At 63.9% G+C, this 15777-nt stretch carries 16 protein-coding genes; 6 read left to right on the top strand and 10 right to left on the bottom strand.

Translation table 11 applies throughout. The features are described from left to right. Positions 1 to 178 precede the first annotated feature (178 nt). A complete protein-coding gene (locus tag MNAB215_RS08215) occupies positions 179 to 559 on the top strand; it encodes a DoxX family protein (protein WP_077078522.1) in 381 nt (126 codons plus the stop codon). Next, complete coding sequence (locus tag MNAB215_RS30650) at positions 556 to 1746, top strand: YceI family protein (protein ID WP_217348911.1); 1191 nt, start codon at positions 556 to 558, stop codon at positions 1744 to 1746. The genes MNAB215_RS08215 and MNAB215_RS30650 overlap by 4 nt, the downstream gene beginning before the upstream one ends. A 180-nt stretch (positions 1747 to 1926) precedes the next feature. On the opposite strand, the gene MNAB215_RS08200 is transcribed toward MNAB215_RS30650, so the two are convergent. Both MNAB215_RS08200 and MNAB215_RS08195 read right to left on the bottom strand, forming a co-directional pair. Next, the gene (locus tag MNAB215_RS08200; protein ID WP_077078252.1) at positions 1927 to 2355 is read right to left on the bottom strand and encodes a nuclear transport factor 2 family protein; all 429 of its coding nucleotides are present in this window, start codon (positions 2353 to 2355) and stop codon (positions 1927 to 1929) included. 41 nt (positions 2356 to 2396) lie between these two features. Beyond that, on the bottom strand, positions 2397 to 3131 hold the full coding sequence (locus MNAB215_RS08195) for an SDR family NAD(P)-dependent oxidoreductase (protein WP_077078520.1): 735 nt from the start codon (positions 3129 to 3131) through the stop codon (positions 2397 to 2399). A gap of 126 nt (positions 3132 to 3257) precedes the next feature. On the opposite strand from MNAB215_RS08195, the gene MNAB215_RS08190 reads away from it, so the two are divergent. Then, positions 3258 to 3938, top strand: coding sequence for a TetR/AcrR family transcriptional regulator (locus tag MNAB215_RS08190; RefSeq protein ID WP_077078251.1), 681 nt, complete (start codon positions 3258 to 3260; stop codon positions 3936 to 3938). 133 nt (positions 3939 to 4071) lie between these two features. On the opposite strand, the gene MNAB215_RS08185 is transcribed toward MNAB215_RS08190, so the two are convergent. After that, a complete protein-coding gene (locus MNAB215_RS08185; protein ID WP_217348910.1) occupies positions 4072 to 4581 on the bottom strand; it encodes a cupin domain-containing protein in 510 nt (169 codons plus the stop codon). A 479-nt stretch (positions 4582 to 5060) separates the two neighbouring features. Here MNAB215_RS08185 and MNAB215_RS08180 point away from each other — a divergent pair, with 479 nt between their 5' ends. Together MNAB215_RS08180 and MNAB215_RS08175 are read left to right on the top strand one after the other, a co-directional pair. Beyond that, a complete protein-coding gene (locus tag MNAB215_RS08180; RefSeq protein WP_077078249.1) occupies positions 5061 to 5678 on the top strand; it encodes a carboxymuconolactone decarboxylase family protein in 618 nt (205 codons plus the stop codon). A gap of 120 nt (positions 5679 to 5798) precedes the next feature. After that, positions 5799 to 6434: a TetR/AcrR family transcriptional regulator gene (locus tag MNAB215_RS08175; protein ID WP_077078248.1), complete on the top strand. Its 636-nt coding sequence runs from the start codon at positions 5799 to 5801 to the stop codon at positions 6432 to 6434. Between the two features lie 237 nt (positions 6435 to 6671). Here the strand turns inward: MNAB215_RS08175 and MNAB215_RS08170 are convergent, their stop codons facing one another. The 3 genes from MNAB215_RS08170 to MNAB215_RS08160 form a co-directional block, all read right to left on the bottom strand. Then, positions 6672 to 7082 carry a RidA family protein gene (locus tag MNAB215_RS08170; protein ID WP_077078247.1) on the bottom strand — a complete coding sequence of 137 codons (411 nt, stop codon included), beginning with the start codon at positions 7080 to 7082 and terminating at the stop codon, positions 6672 to 6674. A 129-nt stretch (positions 7083 to 7211) separates the two neighbouring features. Next, positions 7212 to 7664, bottom strand: a complete 453-nt coding sequence (locus MNAB215_RS08165; RefSeq protein ID WP_077078246.1) for a TIGR03618 family F420-dependent PPOX class oxidoreductase — start codon at positions 7662 to 7664, stop codon at positions 7212 to 7214. Continuing rightward, complete coding sequence (locus MNAB215_RS08160) at positions 7661 to 8683, bottom strand: SDR family NAD(P)-dependent oxidoreductase (protein WP_077078245.1); 1023 nt, start codon at positions 8681 to 8683, stop codon at positions 7661 to 7663. Before MNAB215_RS08160 ends, MNAB215_RS08165 begins: the two co-directional genes overlap by 4 nt. Before the next feature lie 447 nt (positions 8684 to 9130). On the opposite strand from MNAB215_RS08160, the gene MNAB215_RS08155 reads away from it, so the two are divergent. Next, the gene (locus MNAB215_RS08155) at positions 9131 to 9766 is read left to right on the top strand and encodes a TetR/AcrR family transcriptional regulator (RefSeq protein WP_077078244.1); all 636 of its coding nucleotides are present in this window, start codon (positions 9131 to 9133) and stop codon (positions 9764 to 9766) included. 64 nt (positions 9767 to 9830) lie between these two features. On the opposite strand, the gene MNAB215_RS08150 is transcribed toward MNAB215_RS08155, so the two are convergent. The 4 genes from MNAB215_RS08150 to MNAB215_RS08135 all read right to left on the bottom strand — a co-directional run bounded on the left by MNAB215_RS08150 (position 9831) and on the right by MNAB215_RS08135 (position 15776). Further along, a complete protein-coding gene (locus MNAB215_RS08150) occupies positions 9831 to 11240 on the bottom strand; it encodes an amidase (protein WP_077078243.1) in 1410 nt (469 codons plus the stop codon). A gap of 418 nt (positions 11241 to 11658) precedes the next feature. Next, positions 11659 to 12978 (bottom strand): cytochrome P450, encoded by a 1320-nt coding sequence (locus MNAB215_RS08145; RefSeq protein ID WP_077078242.1) that lies wholly within the window; start codon positions 12976 to 12978, stop codon positions 11659 to 11661. 9 nt (positions 12979 to 12987) lie between these two features. Next, positions 12988 to 13920 carry an alpha/beta hydrolase fold domain-containing protein gene (locus MNAB215_RS08140; RefSeq protein ID WP_083746037.1) on the bottom strand — a complete coding sequence of 311 codons (933 nt, stop codon included), beginning with the start codon at positions 13918 to 13920 and terminating at the stop codon, positions 12988 to 12990. A gap of 26 nt (positions 13921 to 13946) precedes the next feature. After that, the gene (locus tag MNAB215_RS08135; protein WP_077078241.1) at positions 13947 to 15776 is read right to left on the bottom strand and encodes an FAD-binding oxidoreductase; all 1830 of its coding nucleotides are present in this window, start codon (positions 15774 to 15776) and stop codon (positions 13947 to 13949) included. Between the last annotated feature and the right edge of the window lies 1 nt (position 15777).

Below are 15777 nucleotides of genomic sequence, written 5' to 3'. Positions count from 1 at the left end.
GTCCGGTCGTTGTCGAGAGTGTGTCCGATGGACTCAATTTAGTTGACGCATCACGTTAACGCCCACTAGGGTAATTGATGCATCAACTAATGACTCGCCCGCGTGAATGCGAGATTCGCAGGTTCGACCGGACGAGTCATCGAACCTGTTCGCGCACAAACGTCTTCGAGGAGCCCACGTGAACATCGCGGTATGGATCGCATCCGGATTACTCGCCGCCGCATATCTTTTTGCTGGTGGCACGAAACTGCTGACGCCGAAGGAGCGCCTGGCGAAGAACCCCTCGATGGCTGCTGCCGCCGAGGCGTTGTCCGCGACGTCGCTCAAACTCATCGGCGGCGTCGAGGTGGCCGGCGCTCTCGGTCTGATCCTCCCGTGGCTCACCGGCATCGCGCCCATCCTTACGCCCGCCGCAGCCGTGGGCCTCGCGCTGCTGCAGGTGGGCGCGGCGGTGTTCCACGGTCGACGCGCGGAGTACAAGCAGTGGCCCGTAAACGCCGTGTTCCTGGCGCTGGCGGTCTTCATCGCGGCCGCTCGGACCTCGGCGGTCGTGCGATGACCAGCGCTCTGCGGTATGCCGTCGTGGGCACCGGCAGCGTTGGCGCGGTTCTGGCGCAACGGTTCTCCGACCACCACGTCCCAGCACTCTGGGCCAACACGCGAGGTCCGGAGACGATCGACGTCACCGGACTGTCCGCCTCGATCACACCGGCCACCCTCGACACGGCCCTGGATGCGGACGTGATCATCTTGGCCATTCCGTTCTTGCAGGTCCGTGAGCTGGGTGGGCGCCGCGCAGACTGGTCGGGCAAGATCGTCGTCGACGCGACGAACGCGTTTCTGGTGCCTAATTCCGAGCAAATCCTCGGCGGCCGCTTGTCGACCGAGTTCAACGCCGAGGCGTTTCCGGGCGCCGCGGTGGTCAAGTCGTTCAACCAAACCGCCGCCAGTCAGCTCGCCGAGAAGCGTCCGCTCGAGTTCGGCAGACGCGTAGTCTTCGTGTCCAGCAACGACTCCGCGGCGAGCGCGGTAGTAGCCGGGCTGTGCACCGATCTCGGTTTCGCCCCGATCGAACTCGGACGTATCGACGAGGGTGGCGTACTCATCCAAGCCCGCAACGCCTTGGTCTTGCGCAATCTCTACGAGCTACCGTCGGAGCTCGAAAACAGCATCCAGGTGGACTCGACTGTTGGGCGGGATCTCACCCCCGGTACGTGGACGATCGACCCCGTCCACTCTTCCATCACATTCTCGGTCCGCCACCTGGTGATCGGTAGGGTACGTGGGCGATTCGACGAGTTCTCCGGTGCGATCACGGTGCCCGAGAACGGAACTCCGAGCGTTGCGGTCACGGTAGCGGTCGGGTCGGTGAGCTCCGGCAACCCGAACCGCGACCACCACCTACGGGAACCCGACATCTTCGGAGCCGCCGAGTTCCCCACCGCCACCCTCGTCTCGACCGGTATGCACCCCGTCGGACAGCACGACTGGGTGCTCGAGACCGATTTCACCCTGCGCGGAACCACCAAACGCGTACCAGTGACGTTCTCGTTTCTCGGCGTGAGCCCTGGCATGGGTCACGGTGAGGTGGCCGGGTTCGAAGGTGTGATCAAGCTGAAGCGTAGTGATTTCGGCGTCCTGACCGAGACTCCCGTGCTATCCGGAGGAGGCCCGATGGTCGGGGACACCGTCGAGATCACCGTTTGCGTAGAGGCGGTCAAGGCGCCGTCCGCGCCGACGGGATGAGGTGGCGAAGCCCGGGCGGCGAACGTCGGGAGAGCCCGATCGTTACTGCTCTGTTCGACGACAGCGCGGCCAAGACTCCCAATCTCGACACCGGTTCTGCCCGTGAGGATTTCACCGATGTTGAGCGCGTTGCGGCCGAGAGGTTCAATCAACGTCACCGACGCGTCTCGGGCTCCTCCGTCACCGCACATCGGTGCGCAGTTCCCAGGGCTGCATGCCGAGTGCATCCGCAAGGTTTCGCTGCAGCGCGACGCCGGACGGCAGTGGGCGCCAAAATATGGTCACCTCGGCGATCTTGCCGTCCGCGTCGAGCAGGATGTAGTCCATTCCGTCGACCACGGTGTCGTCGACCTGCAGCCGGAAGTACGCGGCGTGGTGCGTCTCTCCGCTGAGGACCTCCTTGTAGGCGAGGTTGGTCGCCGCCCCCGCCCCGATCCCTCGCATGGCTTTCAGGACTGCCTCGCGGCCAGTGAGTGGATCATCGCCGAGCGGGCTGTACAGCACCACGTCCTCGGTGAGGATGCCGGAAAGAGCGTCTTTGTCTGCGCCGCCGTGCATGCAGTCGACGAAGAATTCCACGGTGTCGCGGTGTGCGGCGAAGGTGGTCATGGCTACTCCTTGTGTGCTTCTCGAATCCCGTTGTCTCTTACTCAGATCACTGTGGTGCCGCCGTCGACCACCAGCTCCATGCCATTGACATAGCTCGAGTCGTCGGAGGCGAGGAACAACGCGGCCGATGCGATCTCCTCGGGGCGGCCCATCTCTCGCCGGGGTATCACGGACTCGAACTGTGCCTTCGCCTCCTCGTCCATCACCTTCGCCAACATCGGCGACCCGACCTGGCCGGGGGTCAGCACGTTCACCCGGATCTTCCTGTCCCTCAGCTCCGACACCCACACCCGTGCGTAGGCGGGCAGCACGGCCTTGCTTCCGGCGTACACGCTCCAATTGGGGTAGCCCCGAAGCGAGGCGTTTGACCCGGTCATGAGGATCGAACCGCCATCGTTGAACAGCGGTAGCGCCTTCTGGACCGTGAACAGCGTGCCGCGGGCGTTCAGCCAGAAGGCGTCGTGGAAGTCCTCCTCGGTGATCTCGCCGAGCTTGTTCTGCTTGCCTACCCCGGCGCTTGCCCACAACACGTCGATCGCACCCTTTTCCTGCTTGACCGTGTCGTACAAGCGGTCCAGATCGTCGAGGTTGGCCGAGTCGCCCTGCACGCCGGTCACATTCCGTCCGATCTGTTCGACGGCTTGGTCCAGCGCGTCCTTCCGTCGGCCCGTGATGAAGACGTGAGCTCCTTCGTCAACGAACAACTTGGCACCAGCCAGCGCCATCCCACTCGTCGCGCCGGTGATCACCGCGACCTTCCCATCGAGTTTTCCCACGATCACTCCATTCGTTCAGTAGTGCCGATGTTATATACACCGATCTGTGTACTTAAAGTAACGGACGACGATGCGCGATGCAAGCTATGCACACCGATCCGTACCCAAATGGGCTAACCTGGGTGCATGACGGAGCTAGAGAAGGGGCCCCGAGGCCTGCGGCGCGGCAGGGGCGCACGAGAGCGCATCCTCGGCGCTTCACAACAACTGTTCCGCGATCAAGGCATCAACAGCACCGGACTGGACCAACTCTGCGCGGTGGCCCAAGTGTCCAAGCGCACCTTCTACCAGCACTTCAGTGGCAAGGATGAGCTCATCGCCGAACACCTACGACGATTCGATCCCGACATCCTGCCCGAGGTGTTCGACCGCACCGACCTCACACCCCGCGAACGGCTCCTCGCCGCCTTCGACATCCACGCGCCTCTGTGCCCGTTCATCGCGGCGGCCGTCGAAATCCACGACCCGCGCCACCCGGCACGCCTACGCGCCCGCGACTACAAGAAGGCTTTTGCCGCGCGGCTCACCGAAACCGCCCGCGAGGCCGGCGCCACCAACCCCGAACAGCTCGGCGAACAACTGGCGCTGCTCTTGGATGGCGCTTCGGCCCGCAACCGAGTCCTCGACACCGAAACCTTCGCCACCGCCGCCGCCATCGCAGTCGTTCTCATCGACAACGCCATCCCCACGGCAGTGGTACCGCCCGCGGCAGCCGGGAACCGGTCAACCGGGACGGGGCGGCGTGCGGGATCCGCCGGAGCTCAGCGGAAGTTGACGCCAAGGGAGAAGTTGAAGTCGTCTCGTTAGCGAGATCCGGCGTGCTCCTAACTTCGGGTGAGCCGAAGACCGGTGCCGCTAACCGTGTGTCTGGGAAAGGGCTTGCTGGTGAGGACGCCAAAGTCGTTGGCGGGCAAGTTGATTCCAGCGGGGCCGGCGGCGCTCATGCTGGTGTCTCCTCGGCGTTGCGCGCGGAGGCCAAGGTGAAGAGCATCAGCGTGCAGTTCGAGGTCGACCGGTTGTGCCAACGGTGGAACGTCCCGTTGTGGGTGAGAAAATCCCCGACCTTGATCGTGATCTCGTACACGTTGCCGTCCTCGCCGGGGTAGGCGACGTTGGTCTCGCCTTCGAGGACCACGACGAAGTCGATGGTGTCGGTGCGGTGCATGCCTGCCCCGTCCTTGCCCGGCACCATCCCTCCACCGGTGCCGAGGTTGATCCTTCCCACGGTCTCTGAGAGGTCCGGCGGTTCCTCTCCGATGACCGGGGGAATGATCTGAATGTCAACGCGCACTCCGCCAAGTGGGCCGAAAAGGCCCAGTTCCGTGTACTCACCAAGCACGTCCTGAGGCCGTAGCGGCAGTTCAGGGACCTCGTCGAATCCCCAGATGTCAAAAGCGTACGTGGCGTCCTTAACGGTCGAGGAGTCGAAAACCTCGTCGGTCTGCGTCACGACGCCCAAGGGAGCTTCAGCTGTCGTGAATCGCCTGATCTTCATTCTGATCCCTCTTGTCGTAGTGGTGGGTCGCCCCATCAGGGCTGGCCTGGCAGACGAAGCCGGTCACCCGGCCTCGTCATTCGTGGATCAGAAGATCCATTAATACTCAGGATGTATGTATCCCGAGGTACATAATTGTGGTCTTGGTGCGCTTGTGTCAACCGTCAGGTGGCCCCAGGTACAGGCGATTGCTGTCACGACCTAAAGTTCCTGTTGAAAGGCGTGTTTCATTGATCACTCAGATCGCGTAGACGCACCCCTACGGCGCCTCCTCGGAACGTCATTAGTGGACGCTATTTTCGTTTTTTGTATCTCTAGACTCATAATAAGTCAGTTCGGAGCTACACTGAGAGTGGCGGCGATGACCACCCAGACATCAGGCGAACACCCGCCGGCGACCCTGCCCACAGGCAGGTGAAGGAGGACAAAGGGCGATGAATATCCCGACTAGCTACGCGGCGACGGTGACGGTGCCGCTGCCCGATGATGACGCAATCAAGGGGGTCATCGAGGCCTACTTCGGTGGCACCTATCAGCCCGACGCGACGCTGAACGTCGTCAAGATGTTCGCCGGGACCGGAGCGCACTTCCCGGGCGTGATCGATACGGTCCAGGCGATCTTCGGCCCCGAGGGCATCAACCCCAAGCACCGGCAGATGTGCATGATGCGCGTCGCCAAGGCTTTCGACGCACCCTACGAGTGGCAGATCCACTCGGCGATCGGCCGCAACGTGGGACTCACCGAGGACGAGATCGCCGCCATCGCCGCCGACGGGCCCGTCACCGGCATCGACTCGGACTACGTTCTGCTTGGCCGGGCGATCGACGAGTTCGCCAGCGCCAAGACGCTGACCGACGAGACGCTCAGCGAACTCCTGACCACCTTTGGCGAGGACTCGACACGTAAGTACATTTTCTCGATCACCTACTTCATCTTCATGGGCCTGTGGCTCAACGGCTGCCGCGTCCCGCTGGAGACCACCGACAAGATCGGCGGGAGGGACACCAACCCGGCCGGGACATCTGCGGAGACCGTCGCCACGGGCTCCTAATCACGACCAAGCCGCCGGCGGCGTCCCGGCTAGTACACCCGAACAGGATCAGACGAAATCGGAAGGGGGATCAGGACAGCGGGCCCGCAGCGACGGACTCGCCCTACCTGGCCAATAGAGATGGCAACGAAGGAATCGGTCACCGAGCCGCACCGGCTCACCCCCAAGGGACGGGCCACGCGGGAGCGGATCGTGGCGACAGCAGCGCAACTGATGTACGACCACGGCGTCGCCGCCACCAGTCCCGGAGACGTCCAGAAGGCCGCCGGCGTCGGCGCGTCGCAGATGTACCACTACTTCCAGGACAAAGAGGCCCTGATCAGGGCCGTCATCGCCCACCGCGTCCAGGCTCTGCTGGCAACACTGGGCGGGTTGGACAGCATGGAGGGGTTGCGCGCCTGGCGAGACTTCGTCGTCGACACCCAACGCCAGCGGAACTGCGCAGGCGGCTGCCCGCTCGGGTCGCTGGTCGGTGAGCTGGCCGAACCCTTCCCGGACTGTCGAGCAGACCTGGTCGCGGGATTCGACCAGTGGGAAGCGGCGATCCGCGAGGGCCTGCAGGCCATGTGGGATCGGGGCGAGCTCCGCCGCAAGGCCAACCCGGACCGCCTGGCCACCGTGCTGTTGGCCGCGGTCGAAGGCGGGATGCTGCTCGCGCAGGTTCGCCGCGACCCCGCACCTCTGGAAACCGCCCTCGACGACGTCCTCGACCGCATCGAAGACCTCAGGCCCCGACGCGCGCCGGCCGGTCAGTGAGCCGCGTTGCCCCACCCGTCGGGCCAGCTGCCGAGCTGACACCTCGGCGACCGCGTCGGTCGAGTGACGGACGCACGTAGGCCGGTGTGAATGAGCACGATCTGTGTTTGACACAGCCGCAAGCTAGCTGTGCCGTGTCACCCCGGGTATCACGCCGAGCGAAGCGCAGGCGCCCGGTCCCGAATCCGTGTGGGAGCCAGTCCGCGCCGCAGTAGCCTTATCGCCGAAGAGCGCGTGCTAGTCGAGAACCGCGATCGCCTCCACCTCGACGAGGTGCTCTGGCTGGAACAACGCGGCGACACCAATCAAAGTACCCGGCGGCACGAACGTGGCGACACCGAGTTTCGCGCAGGCCCGGGCACGGCCCTCCTGCACTAGGGGCATCTTGTCCAGAGTCCAATCGGCCACATAGATGGTCAATTTGGCGATGTCGTCGAAGGAGCCGCCAATCTCGGCGAGTGCAGCGCCGACGTTGAGAAAACACTGCTCGACCTGCGCGGCGAGGTCGCCCTCGCCGACCAGCGCTCCGTCGGCGTCCCAGGCGACCTGTCCAGCCATGAACACGAGCTTGGAACCGGAAGCGATCGACACCTGGCGGTGAAAGTCGACCTTCGGCAGGGCACGCGGGTTCGTCAAAGTGATGGTCATCCAGACTCCTTATCTCGTGAGGGCTTGTGACGGCGAAATGCGTTGGCCGCCAAGACGTCGAGCAACGCGAATAGCCATGACCAGGCGGTGACATGGCGAGACCCCGAAACCCCTTGCTGTGCAGGGTCATCAGTTGCTGTAGACCCGGTCGGGGCGGATAAGCACCGCTGCCCGGCGCTGCTCGGCCATCTCCCGGTCATACTCGTCCCAGTCGTCGTGTTCACCGCCGGCTGCGGTGAAAATCGCTCGGAGCAAAAGCCGTAGCCCTTCGGCATCCAGCCATGGTTGGTGGTCGTCGGGTCCGGCGAGCTCGGCGCGCCCTTCGACCGCCGCCCACTGCCAACCGTTGCGGAAGGTGGCCGTGACCTGGGGTCGAGCCCGCAGGTTCGCCAGCTTGACAGGACCTGACGCGACCAAGGCCAAGATGGTCTCCCCGGTGGCGGGATGGGCTAGGACGCCGGCGTTGACCAGCGACGACTGGATCGTGCCGTTGGCACGCAACGTCGACACCACCACCAGGCCGCGCTCATCGCTGGACAGCGATGCTGCCTCGTGAACGGTGATGGTAGCGGCGCTTGTCATGACAACCCTCTTGCAGTGGGACCAGACGACGCGCTATCCGCACCGATAGCGCGAGAAGGCGGTTCTTGGTGTGAGCGTGGCTCCTTCGCGAAGCGATGAATGGCTTCGTCGGCATGCTGTTGTATTGCGGGGTCACGGAAGTCGGCGACGATCTCCGACTGATCCACTAGGGGCCCGGTGACGGCGCCCTGTCGGCTGGCGTAAAACACGCCGCTGCGCAACTGCTCGTCGGTGAGTCCATCGACCAGCCGCTGGGCGCCCTTCTCCAGCCGGTGTCCGACCCCCAGCGCGGGAAGGACGTAGGGCAACAGAAGATGATTCATCATGGCCCGAGTGACGACGCCCATGTCGCGCAATGCTTCCGTTCCCGCGGTGTTGCCTGGGCTCACGGTGAGCAGCCGCAGGTCGGGATGCTTTCGCGCCAGTGCCGACATCCACAACGCACCAAGGTATTTCACCTGTCCATAGGCGAGGAACGTGTTGAATTTGTGCTGCTTAAAGTACGAACCGTCGATGACGCTGGCGAACTCTTCCACCGAGTGGTTCGTGAACGTGGGCCGCGGCATCCGCATCATGCGAACACCGCGCGCGGCTTCGCTGCCCACCAGGACCGCGGTGTTGGTCAATGCCCCGGCGGCGAGGAGATTCTCAAGCAGTACAACGTGGCCCAGTACGTTGGAACCGAAGACATGCGTGACGCCATCAGCGGTGAGCGCCAACGGTGTTGGGCCGCCGGTGCCGCCGGCGTTCATGACAACCGAATGCAGTTCGCCATCCAACGTGCTCAGCGCTGACCTCACCGAGTCCAAATCGGTCAGGTCCATTCGAACTACCGTGAAGATGGACCTGCCCGTGATGCGCTCCAGCTCGGCGGCCGCGGACCGTCCGCTGTCGGTGTTGCGACACGCCAGATAGATCCTGTCGAAATCGCCGGCAACAGCGAGTTGCCGCGCCACCTCCTTGCCGAGCCCAACGTTGGCACCGGTGATCAGAACCGCCTTGAACGACCTCGCAGCCATGCTGTCATTTCCTTTCGATAGAGACTTCGCGCCGGCACGAGCTGGCCACCCGGCTTCGTCACTTCTGTGCTGGAAGCCTCATCAGCGTGCCTCTAATTTAGAGCAATTACTACATAATCATGCTTAAGCCAGCTGATGTCAAATGCGCTGGGTCGTCTGGCGTAGATGGCCGTCCTCTATCCTGAATACGCTGTAGTGACGCGTGTTTCGAGGATTGTCCACAACGACGAGAAGCGCCTCGGCGAAGCAATGCCCCAGCAGCAGCACTAGATAACCCCATCCGTTTATGTAGTGTATTCTTCAAAAGAATGTCGCGTTGGAGCTGTTCTGACTTCCGGGTTGCCGCGAGCAGGTCCGCGCAGAACGGCGGACAGGATCAGATGAATCGGAAGGGGGATCAGGTCAGCGGGGCCCGCAGCGACGGATCTCGCCAGACCTGGCCAAGTGATGGCAGCCAACGAATCGGTCACCGAGCCGCAACGGCTCACCCCCAAGGGACAGGCCACGCGGGATCGGATCGTAGCGACAGCGGCGCAACTGATGTACGACCGCGGTGTCGCCGGCACGAGTCTTGGCGACGTCCAGAAGGCCGCGGGCGTTGGACCTTCGCAGGTGTATCACTACTTCGGGGACAAGGAATCCCTGCTCAGGGCCGTCATCGCCTACCGCATCCACGCTCTCCTGGCAACGCTCGGGGGGCTGGACAGCATGGAGGGTTTGCGCGCCTGGCGAGACTTCATCGTTGACACGTATCGCCAGCAGAACTGCGAAGGCGGCTGCCCGGTCGGGTCGCTGGTCGGGGAACTGGCCGAGCGCTTCCCGGAGTGTCGAGCTGACCTCGCCGGTGGATTCGACCAGTGGGAAGCGGCGATCCGCGCGTGCCTACAGGCCATGTGGGGCCGGGGCGATCTGCGCCGCAAGGCCAACCCCGACCGCCTGGCGACCGCGCTGTTGGCCGCGGTCGAAGGCGGCATCATGCTCGCGCAGGTTCGCCGCGACCCCGCCGCCCTCGAAACGGCACTCGATGAGGTCCTCGACCGCATCGATGACCTCAGGCCCCGACGCGCGCAGGCCCGTCGTTAAGCCGGAGAGAGCCTGAGTAGTCCGGGATCGCCCTTCCTCGTTGAAGAGAATTTGCCATTCGCCTTTAGATGTCGGGGTGCAGGTCGCGCACACTGCTGACTGACTCCAGCAACGACGCCAGGTGCAGTACCGTCGATTCGGCGTGCCACTGCGCTGCCAACTGGATCCCGATGGGCAGCCCGTTGCTGCTGGTACCGAAACGCATTGTCAGAGCGGGCAATCCGGTGATGTTGAACGGCACGGTGTAGGCCATCACGTGAGCGCTGGCGTCGACGGTCTGGCCGTCGACGACGAACTCGGTGCTTCCGTGCGGCGGCGCCGGGAACGGGGTGACGGGAAGCAACAGGGCGTCGTAGTCCACGAAGTACGCGGCCAAGCCGTCGCGGAGCCGCTCGTAACCCTGTTCGGCGTCGACGTAGGCCTCGATGGAGGTATCCGGCGTGGCCAGCAGGCCCTTGGAAATCGTGAACATCTGGTCCGCGTGCCCGGCGGTGACGGTCGCGAACTCGGGTTTGACCTCCATGACCAACTGGCGGAAGAACACGTCGAGGGGGTTGTCGCGCTCGAAGGCGGGGATGGTCACGGGCTCCACGATCGCGCCGAGCTCGGTGAGCGCTGCGGCTGCCGCTCGAACGGTGGTAGCCACCTCGGGCTCGATGGGCCCGAGCCCCGAGTCGACGAGCCAGCCGACGCGAAGTGGTCCCGTCGGAACAGGACCGACACCCCGGTCGTACGTCGGCGTGGTGACCGAGAAGCCGTCGAAACCGTCCGGCCCGGCAAGAAGCGGGTACGTCAACGCGAGGTCGCGGATCGTGCGCGCCATCGGGCCCACGTGCCAGTCCCGACGCGGTTTCCGCGGCCAGACTCCGGTCATGGGGATGCGGCCGTGGGTGGGCTTGAGGGACACGATGCCGGTGTGTGCCGCCGGGCCGCGGACTGAGATGGCGAGGTCGGTGCCGAGACCGAAAGGGCTGAGACCCGCTGCGATGGCGGCGGATTCACCGCCGCTTGAACCTCCGGATGTGCGGTCGAGGTTCCAGGGGTTGTTCGTTCTCCCAGTCAGGAGATTGTCGCTTTCCGTCGAGTAGGAGAACTCGGGAAGGTTCGTCTTGGCGATGAGAATGCCGCCTGCATTTCTGATCCGCGCCACACAAGTCGCATCAGCATCGGGGCTGCGGCCCTTGAAGATTGGCGAGCCCCGTTGGGTCATCACGTCTGCGGTGTCGATCGAGTCCTTCACAGTGAACGGGACGCCGTGGAGGGGTCCGACCGCGGCCCCTGCGGCGAGGGCTTCGTCCGCGGCGACCGCGGCATCGAGTGCGCCGTCGGCCCGCGTGACGATGGCGTTGATCTTCGGGCTGATCGCGTCGATTCGGTCGAGATGGGCTCGCACGACTTCGACGGAGGTGACTTCGCGGTTGCGGATCAACTCGGCCAGTTTCGTCGCGTCCGAGTAGGTGAGGTCGGTATCCATTTTCCCATTCTCTAGAAGACTGGTCGTGTCTGCAGGGATGCTCCTGTGCTGCAGTCGTTTCGGTTCACGGGTCAGACCGCCCGCGGCGCACCGTTGCGAGATTGACCGGAGCTGTTAAACCGCTGCGTATGCAGCTGTCCAGGTCTTTATAGGCTCTCTCTGGTGTTGGAGCGCCTGGTCGTACGGTTCCGTGTGTGCGTGGCGTGGCGGATGCCGGGAGCGCAGCGAGACCGCGAGGTCACGGTGGCCAGCGTTTAGCAGCGAAGATTGGCAAGCCTCTTGCGACACGCCGATGCGTTGTCAAAGTAGGTAGGCATGTCTTGTCAATCTTCCCTGCATCTGGACAGTAGCGGCAGCAGTTCCCCTCATCGAGGCTCTGAACTGGTCAGCATCGCGACCACGTCCGAATGATGTTGTTTTACGACGCTGCCGGGGGTGTTCGTTGTCGAGGTGTCAGTCGAATCTGCAGGCGTGAGTGGTCAAGCGTCAGGGGCAGCGGGTTGTGTGGGTTGAGTTTGACACCGGCAGCCGCGGGGCTGCGCTCACTTAGTAATGTTGTCAGTACGACTGCGCCGATTTGCAGCGCAAGGTCGGCTCCGGGACATCGTTGCGGGCCGTGACTGAAGAAGTTGAATGACCAACAGGATTCGGCGGATCCCTCGGTCCAGGCGGTGGGATTGAAGTGGTCGGCCTCAGGGAACCGGCTGGTGTCGCGGTGGTTAAAGGTGTTGACGATCATGACTTGTGTTCCTTCGGGAACTGTCGCGCCACCCCACTCCGTGACCCGAGTTAGGGTGCGCGCCAGTACGGGTGTGCTAGGCCATAGGCGCATCGCTTCGGATAGGCAGCCGACGAGGTAGTCGTGGCTATGTTGTTCGTCGATTCCGTTCTGCGCCTTCGCGAGAATGGCAGGGTGAGCGGCTAACAGCGCCAGGCAACGCCAGAGGTTGATCGCCAGCGTGTCACCCATCGCGAACATCCAGTGAATGACTTGATGGGTCGGATGAGTTATGTCGCTGGCGGGTGCCGCGGCGAATTGTCCGACCAAACTGCTGGCTTCTGCGGCTTGTACGTAGCGGCCCAGCGCGGCCAGGAATGTGCTGAAGGACTTGGGGTCTCCCTTGCCGGGCGGGTTGGCTTTAGTCATAAGCGCCGCCAGTTGTGCCGAGATTTGTTCGTCGTCGGTAGCGTTGTCGCCGAGGATGATCCGGCGCGAAATGCGCTGTATTGCGGTGTGGAACCGTGGCCAGTCAAGATTGTCGGGGATAGCTCGGGCTTCCTCGTGAGCGACGGTTTCGCATCGGTTCGCGATCGCACCGCTGCCGGTGGCGTGTGCTAGAACGGCGTCGGTGAATCGTCGGCGATCGGACCAATGGCTGCCTCGGGATATGGTCAGGGCGTGCGGCTGAAATTTGTTCATCCCTGAGAGCTTGGGTTCGGGGTCGGATGCGAATGGCTCTGGCGCATGGGAGAGAACGAAGCGGATCTGATCGGGGCCAAAGACGAGCAGTGTCTGCTTGCCTCCCACGTTCACCCAAATGGGTCCGTCCCCGTAGCGACGACGCAGTGCGGTGAGGAGTCGGTGGGCGCGGCGCGCGACACCGACTCGGTTTAGCGCAGCGGTCACTGTGGGCCGGCGGCTGAACAGGCCTTCGGCCAGATTGGGCAACGCCACCAGCGTTGTGAAGCGCAAGCTTTCAGCTGTGGAGGTGTGCGGGAAGGCGATTGTGGAGCTCATCAGGGTTTCCTACTGGAGATGATGGCGGTCGTCGTCGTGCCGTGGCGCGTTGACGGTGGTGTGGATGTGGCTGAGCAGTGCGTGTCGTGCAGGCTTGGCTTCGGGGACTGGTAGCAGTGGGTAGACGTGAATTGCTCCGGGGTGCTCGTGGTAGGTGATGCGGTCTTTGCCGATGCTGTCGCGTAGTTGACGGCAATCGGCGACGAAGATGTCGCGGTCGCCGACGTAGAGGTCGATCGGTGGAAGGTTGTGCAGTTCGCCGTAGATGGGGCTGACTCGGTTGTCTTCTGGCGGTAGGTGTCTGGCCCACACGCGGCCGCACTCGCGCAGCCCGGGAACCGCGAGCCACGGGTCGCGTTTGGCGATGGTGGCGATCGCGGGATTGGTGAGTGCGATGTCAAGCCAGGGACTGATCAGGGTCAGTCCAAGGGGCGGGGTGGCTCCATCGACGATGACCGTTTGGGTAGCTGCCAGAGCCAGTCCTGCGCCGGAGGAGTCGCCGGCGATGTAGATCGGCCCTTGTTGCGCCGCTCGGCCCATCACTGTCCCCAGCAAGGCGATCGCTTCTTCGGCGCAGTGTTGTGGCGCGAGCCCGTAGAGGGGCACGTGTACAGGGCGCCGGGTCGCGTCGGCGATCGCGCAGACGAGTTTCCAGTGCGCGCGCTCGATTTGGTTGACGTAGGCACCGCCGTGGATGTAGACAACCGACGACCGGTCGGCAGCAATGGTCTCGCAGCTACTGGATCGCACTGTGTAGCAGTCGAACCCGTTGACAGTGTCGTGGGTCAGCTGGTAACGAGCGGACTTGGCCAGTTGCGAGGGTGGTCCGCCGGCACTCTTGGGCCGCTTGAGGTAGGCGCGCGCGCTCTGGGGTGTTGCGTAGGTGCGGGGCCGGCGTACGAGGCGCCCGTAGGTAGCGATGGCGTGCATCTGCCAAGACATGGGTCCGCCCTATTGCAGTTGCGGTGTTACCGGGCGACCGCAATTTTGAAGACAGCGCTGGTGATTGTTCCGAATGCATTGTTGCCGCCGATGAATAGGCGTTTGGTGTCGTAGCCGGCGACGTCTTTCATGTTCTGGCCGCCGAAGCGGGCTGCGGCGGCGTCGTCGGGCAGGACGACCTCGACGCCGAGCAGCCCGTGGCGCACCTCTAGGCGTTCCTCGCCCGTCGCGTTGGCGATCAGTTCGCCGACGGTGCGTTCAGTTCTCTCGGTTGGGATGGCAGGGCATGTCACGCCTTGCTCGTCGAGTTTCTTCGACAGTTCGTCGAGGGTGACTGCGGCCCCGACCACCAGGTTCAAGTTGCCGGTGTTCACCTCGACCGTGGTGTCGTCACCGTCGGCTTGCGCAGCCGAACCCGGATGGCGGTCAAGGGCACCGCGCACCGCCGCCTCGAAGGAGGGTAGCGCGGGTTCCTCCGGCGACACGTCGGGCAGCATGATGCCGGGATTGAAGCGCTGCGCAGGATCGAAGACCTGTTTGAGGACGCGCTGGGCAGCGATCTCCACCGGGGTGAAGCGTTTGGTCATGAACTGAATCTTCTCGGTACCGACACCGTGCTCGCCGGTGATGGTGCCGCCCAACTGCAGTGCTGCTTCGATGATTTCGTTGTTTGCGGCCTCCAGCGCGGCGGCCGCGTTGGGATTGTCCTTGTCGTAGAAGGTGGTCGGGTGTAAGTCACCGTCGCCGGCATGCCCGGTCACGGCGATGAACAGTAGTGCGTCAGAGTGCCGCTTGGCGGTGTCCTGGATTGCCCGCTGCATCTCCGGGATGTGTTGGCGGGGAACGGTGACGTCGCCGATGAAAAAGCCTTTGCCGCTGTGCACGACGGCGTCGGGGGCGTGCAGGCGCCCGTACCACAGCTTGGCGCGGGCGTCCTCGTCGTCGGCGCGGCGCACCTCAACGGCGTTTCGCCGCAGCACTCTATCGACGATCGCGGCGTCGCGGTCGACCTCGTCGGCGGTGCCGTCGACGTCGATGAGCACGATCGCATCGGCATCGGTGGGATAGCCGGTGTCGGTGAACTGCTGCAGGCCGGCGATACCGACGCGGTCGAGCCATTCGACAGCCGCGGGCACAGTGCCCGTCTGGATGATCGCGGCGATGGTTTCGGCCGCCTCCCGGGCTGTGTTGAAGCTGCCCATCAGGCTGCGGGTGACCGGCGGGATCGGCCGCAGGGCCACGGTGGCCTCGGTGAGGATGGCCAGGGTGCCCTCTGAACCGATGAGCACGCCCAGCAGGTCAGGGCCGTCGTCGTCGGCGCTGAAGTGGACCACAGAGCCGTCGGCGAGGACTGCCTCCACGGCCACGACGTGGTTGTAGGTGACGCCGTATTTGAGAGCGTGTGGGCCACCGGCGTTTTCGATGATGTTGCCGCCGACGGTCGCCAGGTGTGCCGATACGGGGTCCGGTGAGAACACCAGCTTGTGCGGGGCTAACTGCTCCTGCAGATCGGAATTGATGACGCCGGGCTGGACCCGGGCGGTGCGAGCTGCCGGGTCGATGTCGAGAACCTGATTCATCTTCGTCAGATCGATCACCACGCGGTCCGAACCGGCCATTACTCCGGCACTGCAATTGGACGCCCCCCCACGGGTGACCAACGCGACGTTGTGTTCAGCAGCAACTTTCACGATCGCGACGACCTCGTCGCGAGTGTGCGGGCGCAGCACCAGACCGGGCTGTTGACCAAAACCCCAATAGTCCTTTGCATTTTCGGCCAGGGTGGCGGCGTCAGTGGCCACCGCGTCGCGGCCACTCAAGGCTGCGGCAAACGCCGATACGATCATGTCATCCATT

It is taken from the genome of Mycobacterium numidiamassiliense (genome assembly GCF_900157365.1).
Classification (GTDB): Bacteria; Actinomycetota; Actinomycetes; order Mycobacteriales; family Mycobacteriaceae; genus Mycobacterium; species Mycobacterium numidiamassiliense.
Note: the sequence above shows the minus strand (reverse complement) of the source record. Positions and strands in the feature narration are given on the sequence as shown.

Bases quoted from the DNA above. Each gene is read 5' to 3' on its own strand.
- MNAB215_RS30650 (WP_217348911.1), top strand. From the start codon at position 556: ATGACCAGCGCTCTGCGGTATGCCGTCGTGGGCACCGGCAGCGTTGGC.
- MNAB215_RS08180 (WP_077078249.1), top strand. From the start codon at position 5,061: ATGAATATCCCGACTAGCTACGCGGCGACGGTGACGGTGCCGCTGCCC.
- MNAB215_RS08135 (WP_077078241.1), bottom strand. From the start codon at position 15,776: ATGGATGACATGATCGTATCGGCGTTTGCCGCAGCCTTGAGTGGCCGC.
- MNAB215_RS08175 (WP_077078248.1), top strand. From the start codon at position 5,799: ATGGCAACGAAGGAATCGGTCACCGAGCCGCACCGGCTCACCCCCAAG.
- MNAB215_RS08155 (WP_077078244.1), top strand. From the start codon at position 9,131: ATGGCAGCCAACGAATCGGTCACCGAGCCGCAACGGCTCACCCCCAAG.
- MNAB215_RS08160 (WP_077078245.1), bottom strand. From the start codon at position 8,683: ATGGCTGCGAGGTCGTTCAAGGCGGTTCTGATCACCGGTGCCAACGTT.
- MNAB215_RS08165 (WP_077078246.1), bottom strand. From the start codon at position 7,664: ATGACAAGCGCCGCTACCATCACCGTTCACGAGGCAGCATCGCTGTCC.
- MNAB215_RS08140 (WP_083746037.1), bottom strand. From the start codon at position 13,920: ATGTCTTGGCAGATGCACGCCATCGCTACCTACGGGCGCCTCGTACGC.
- MNAB215_RS08145 (WP_077078242.1), bottom strand. From the start codon at position 12,978: ATGAGCTCCACAATCGCCTTCCCGCACACCTCCACAGCTGAAAGCTTG.
- MNAB215_RS08190 (WP_077078251.1), top strand. From the start codon at position 3,258: ATGACGGAGCTAGAGAAGGGGCCCCGAGGCCTGCGGCGCGGCAGGGGC.
- MNAB215_RS08170 (WP_077078247.1), bottom strand. From the start codon at position 7,082: ATGACCATCACTTTGACGAACCCGCGTGCCCTGCCGAAGGTCGACTTT.
- MNAB215_RS08200 (WP_077078252.1), bottom strand. From the start codon at position 2,355: ATGACCACCTTCGCCGCACACCGCGACACCGTGGAATTCTTCGTCGAC.
- MNAB215_RS08150 (WP_077078243.1), bottom strand. From the start codon at position 11,240: ATGGATACCGACCTCACCTACTCGGACGCGACGAAACTGGCCGAGTTG.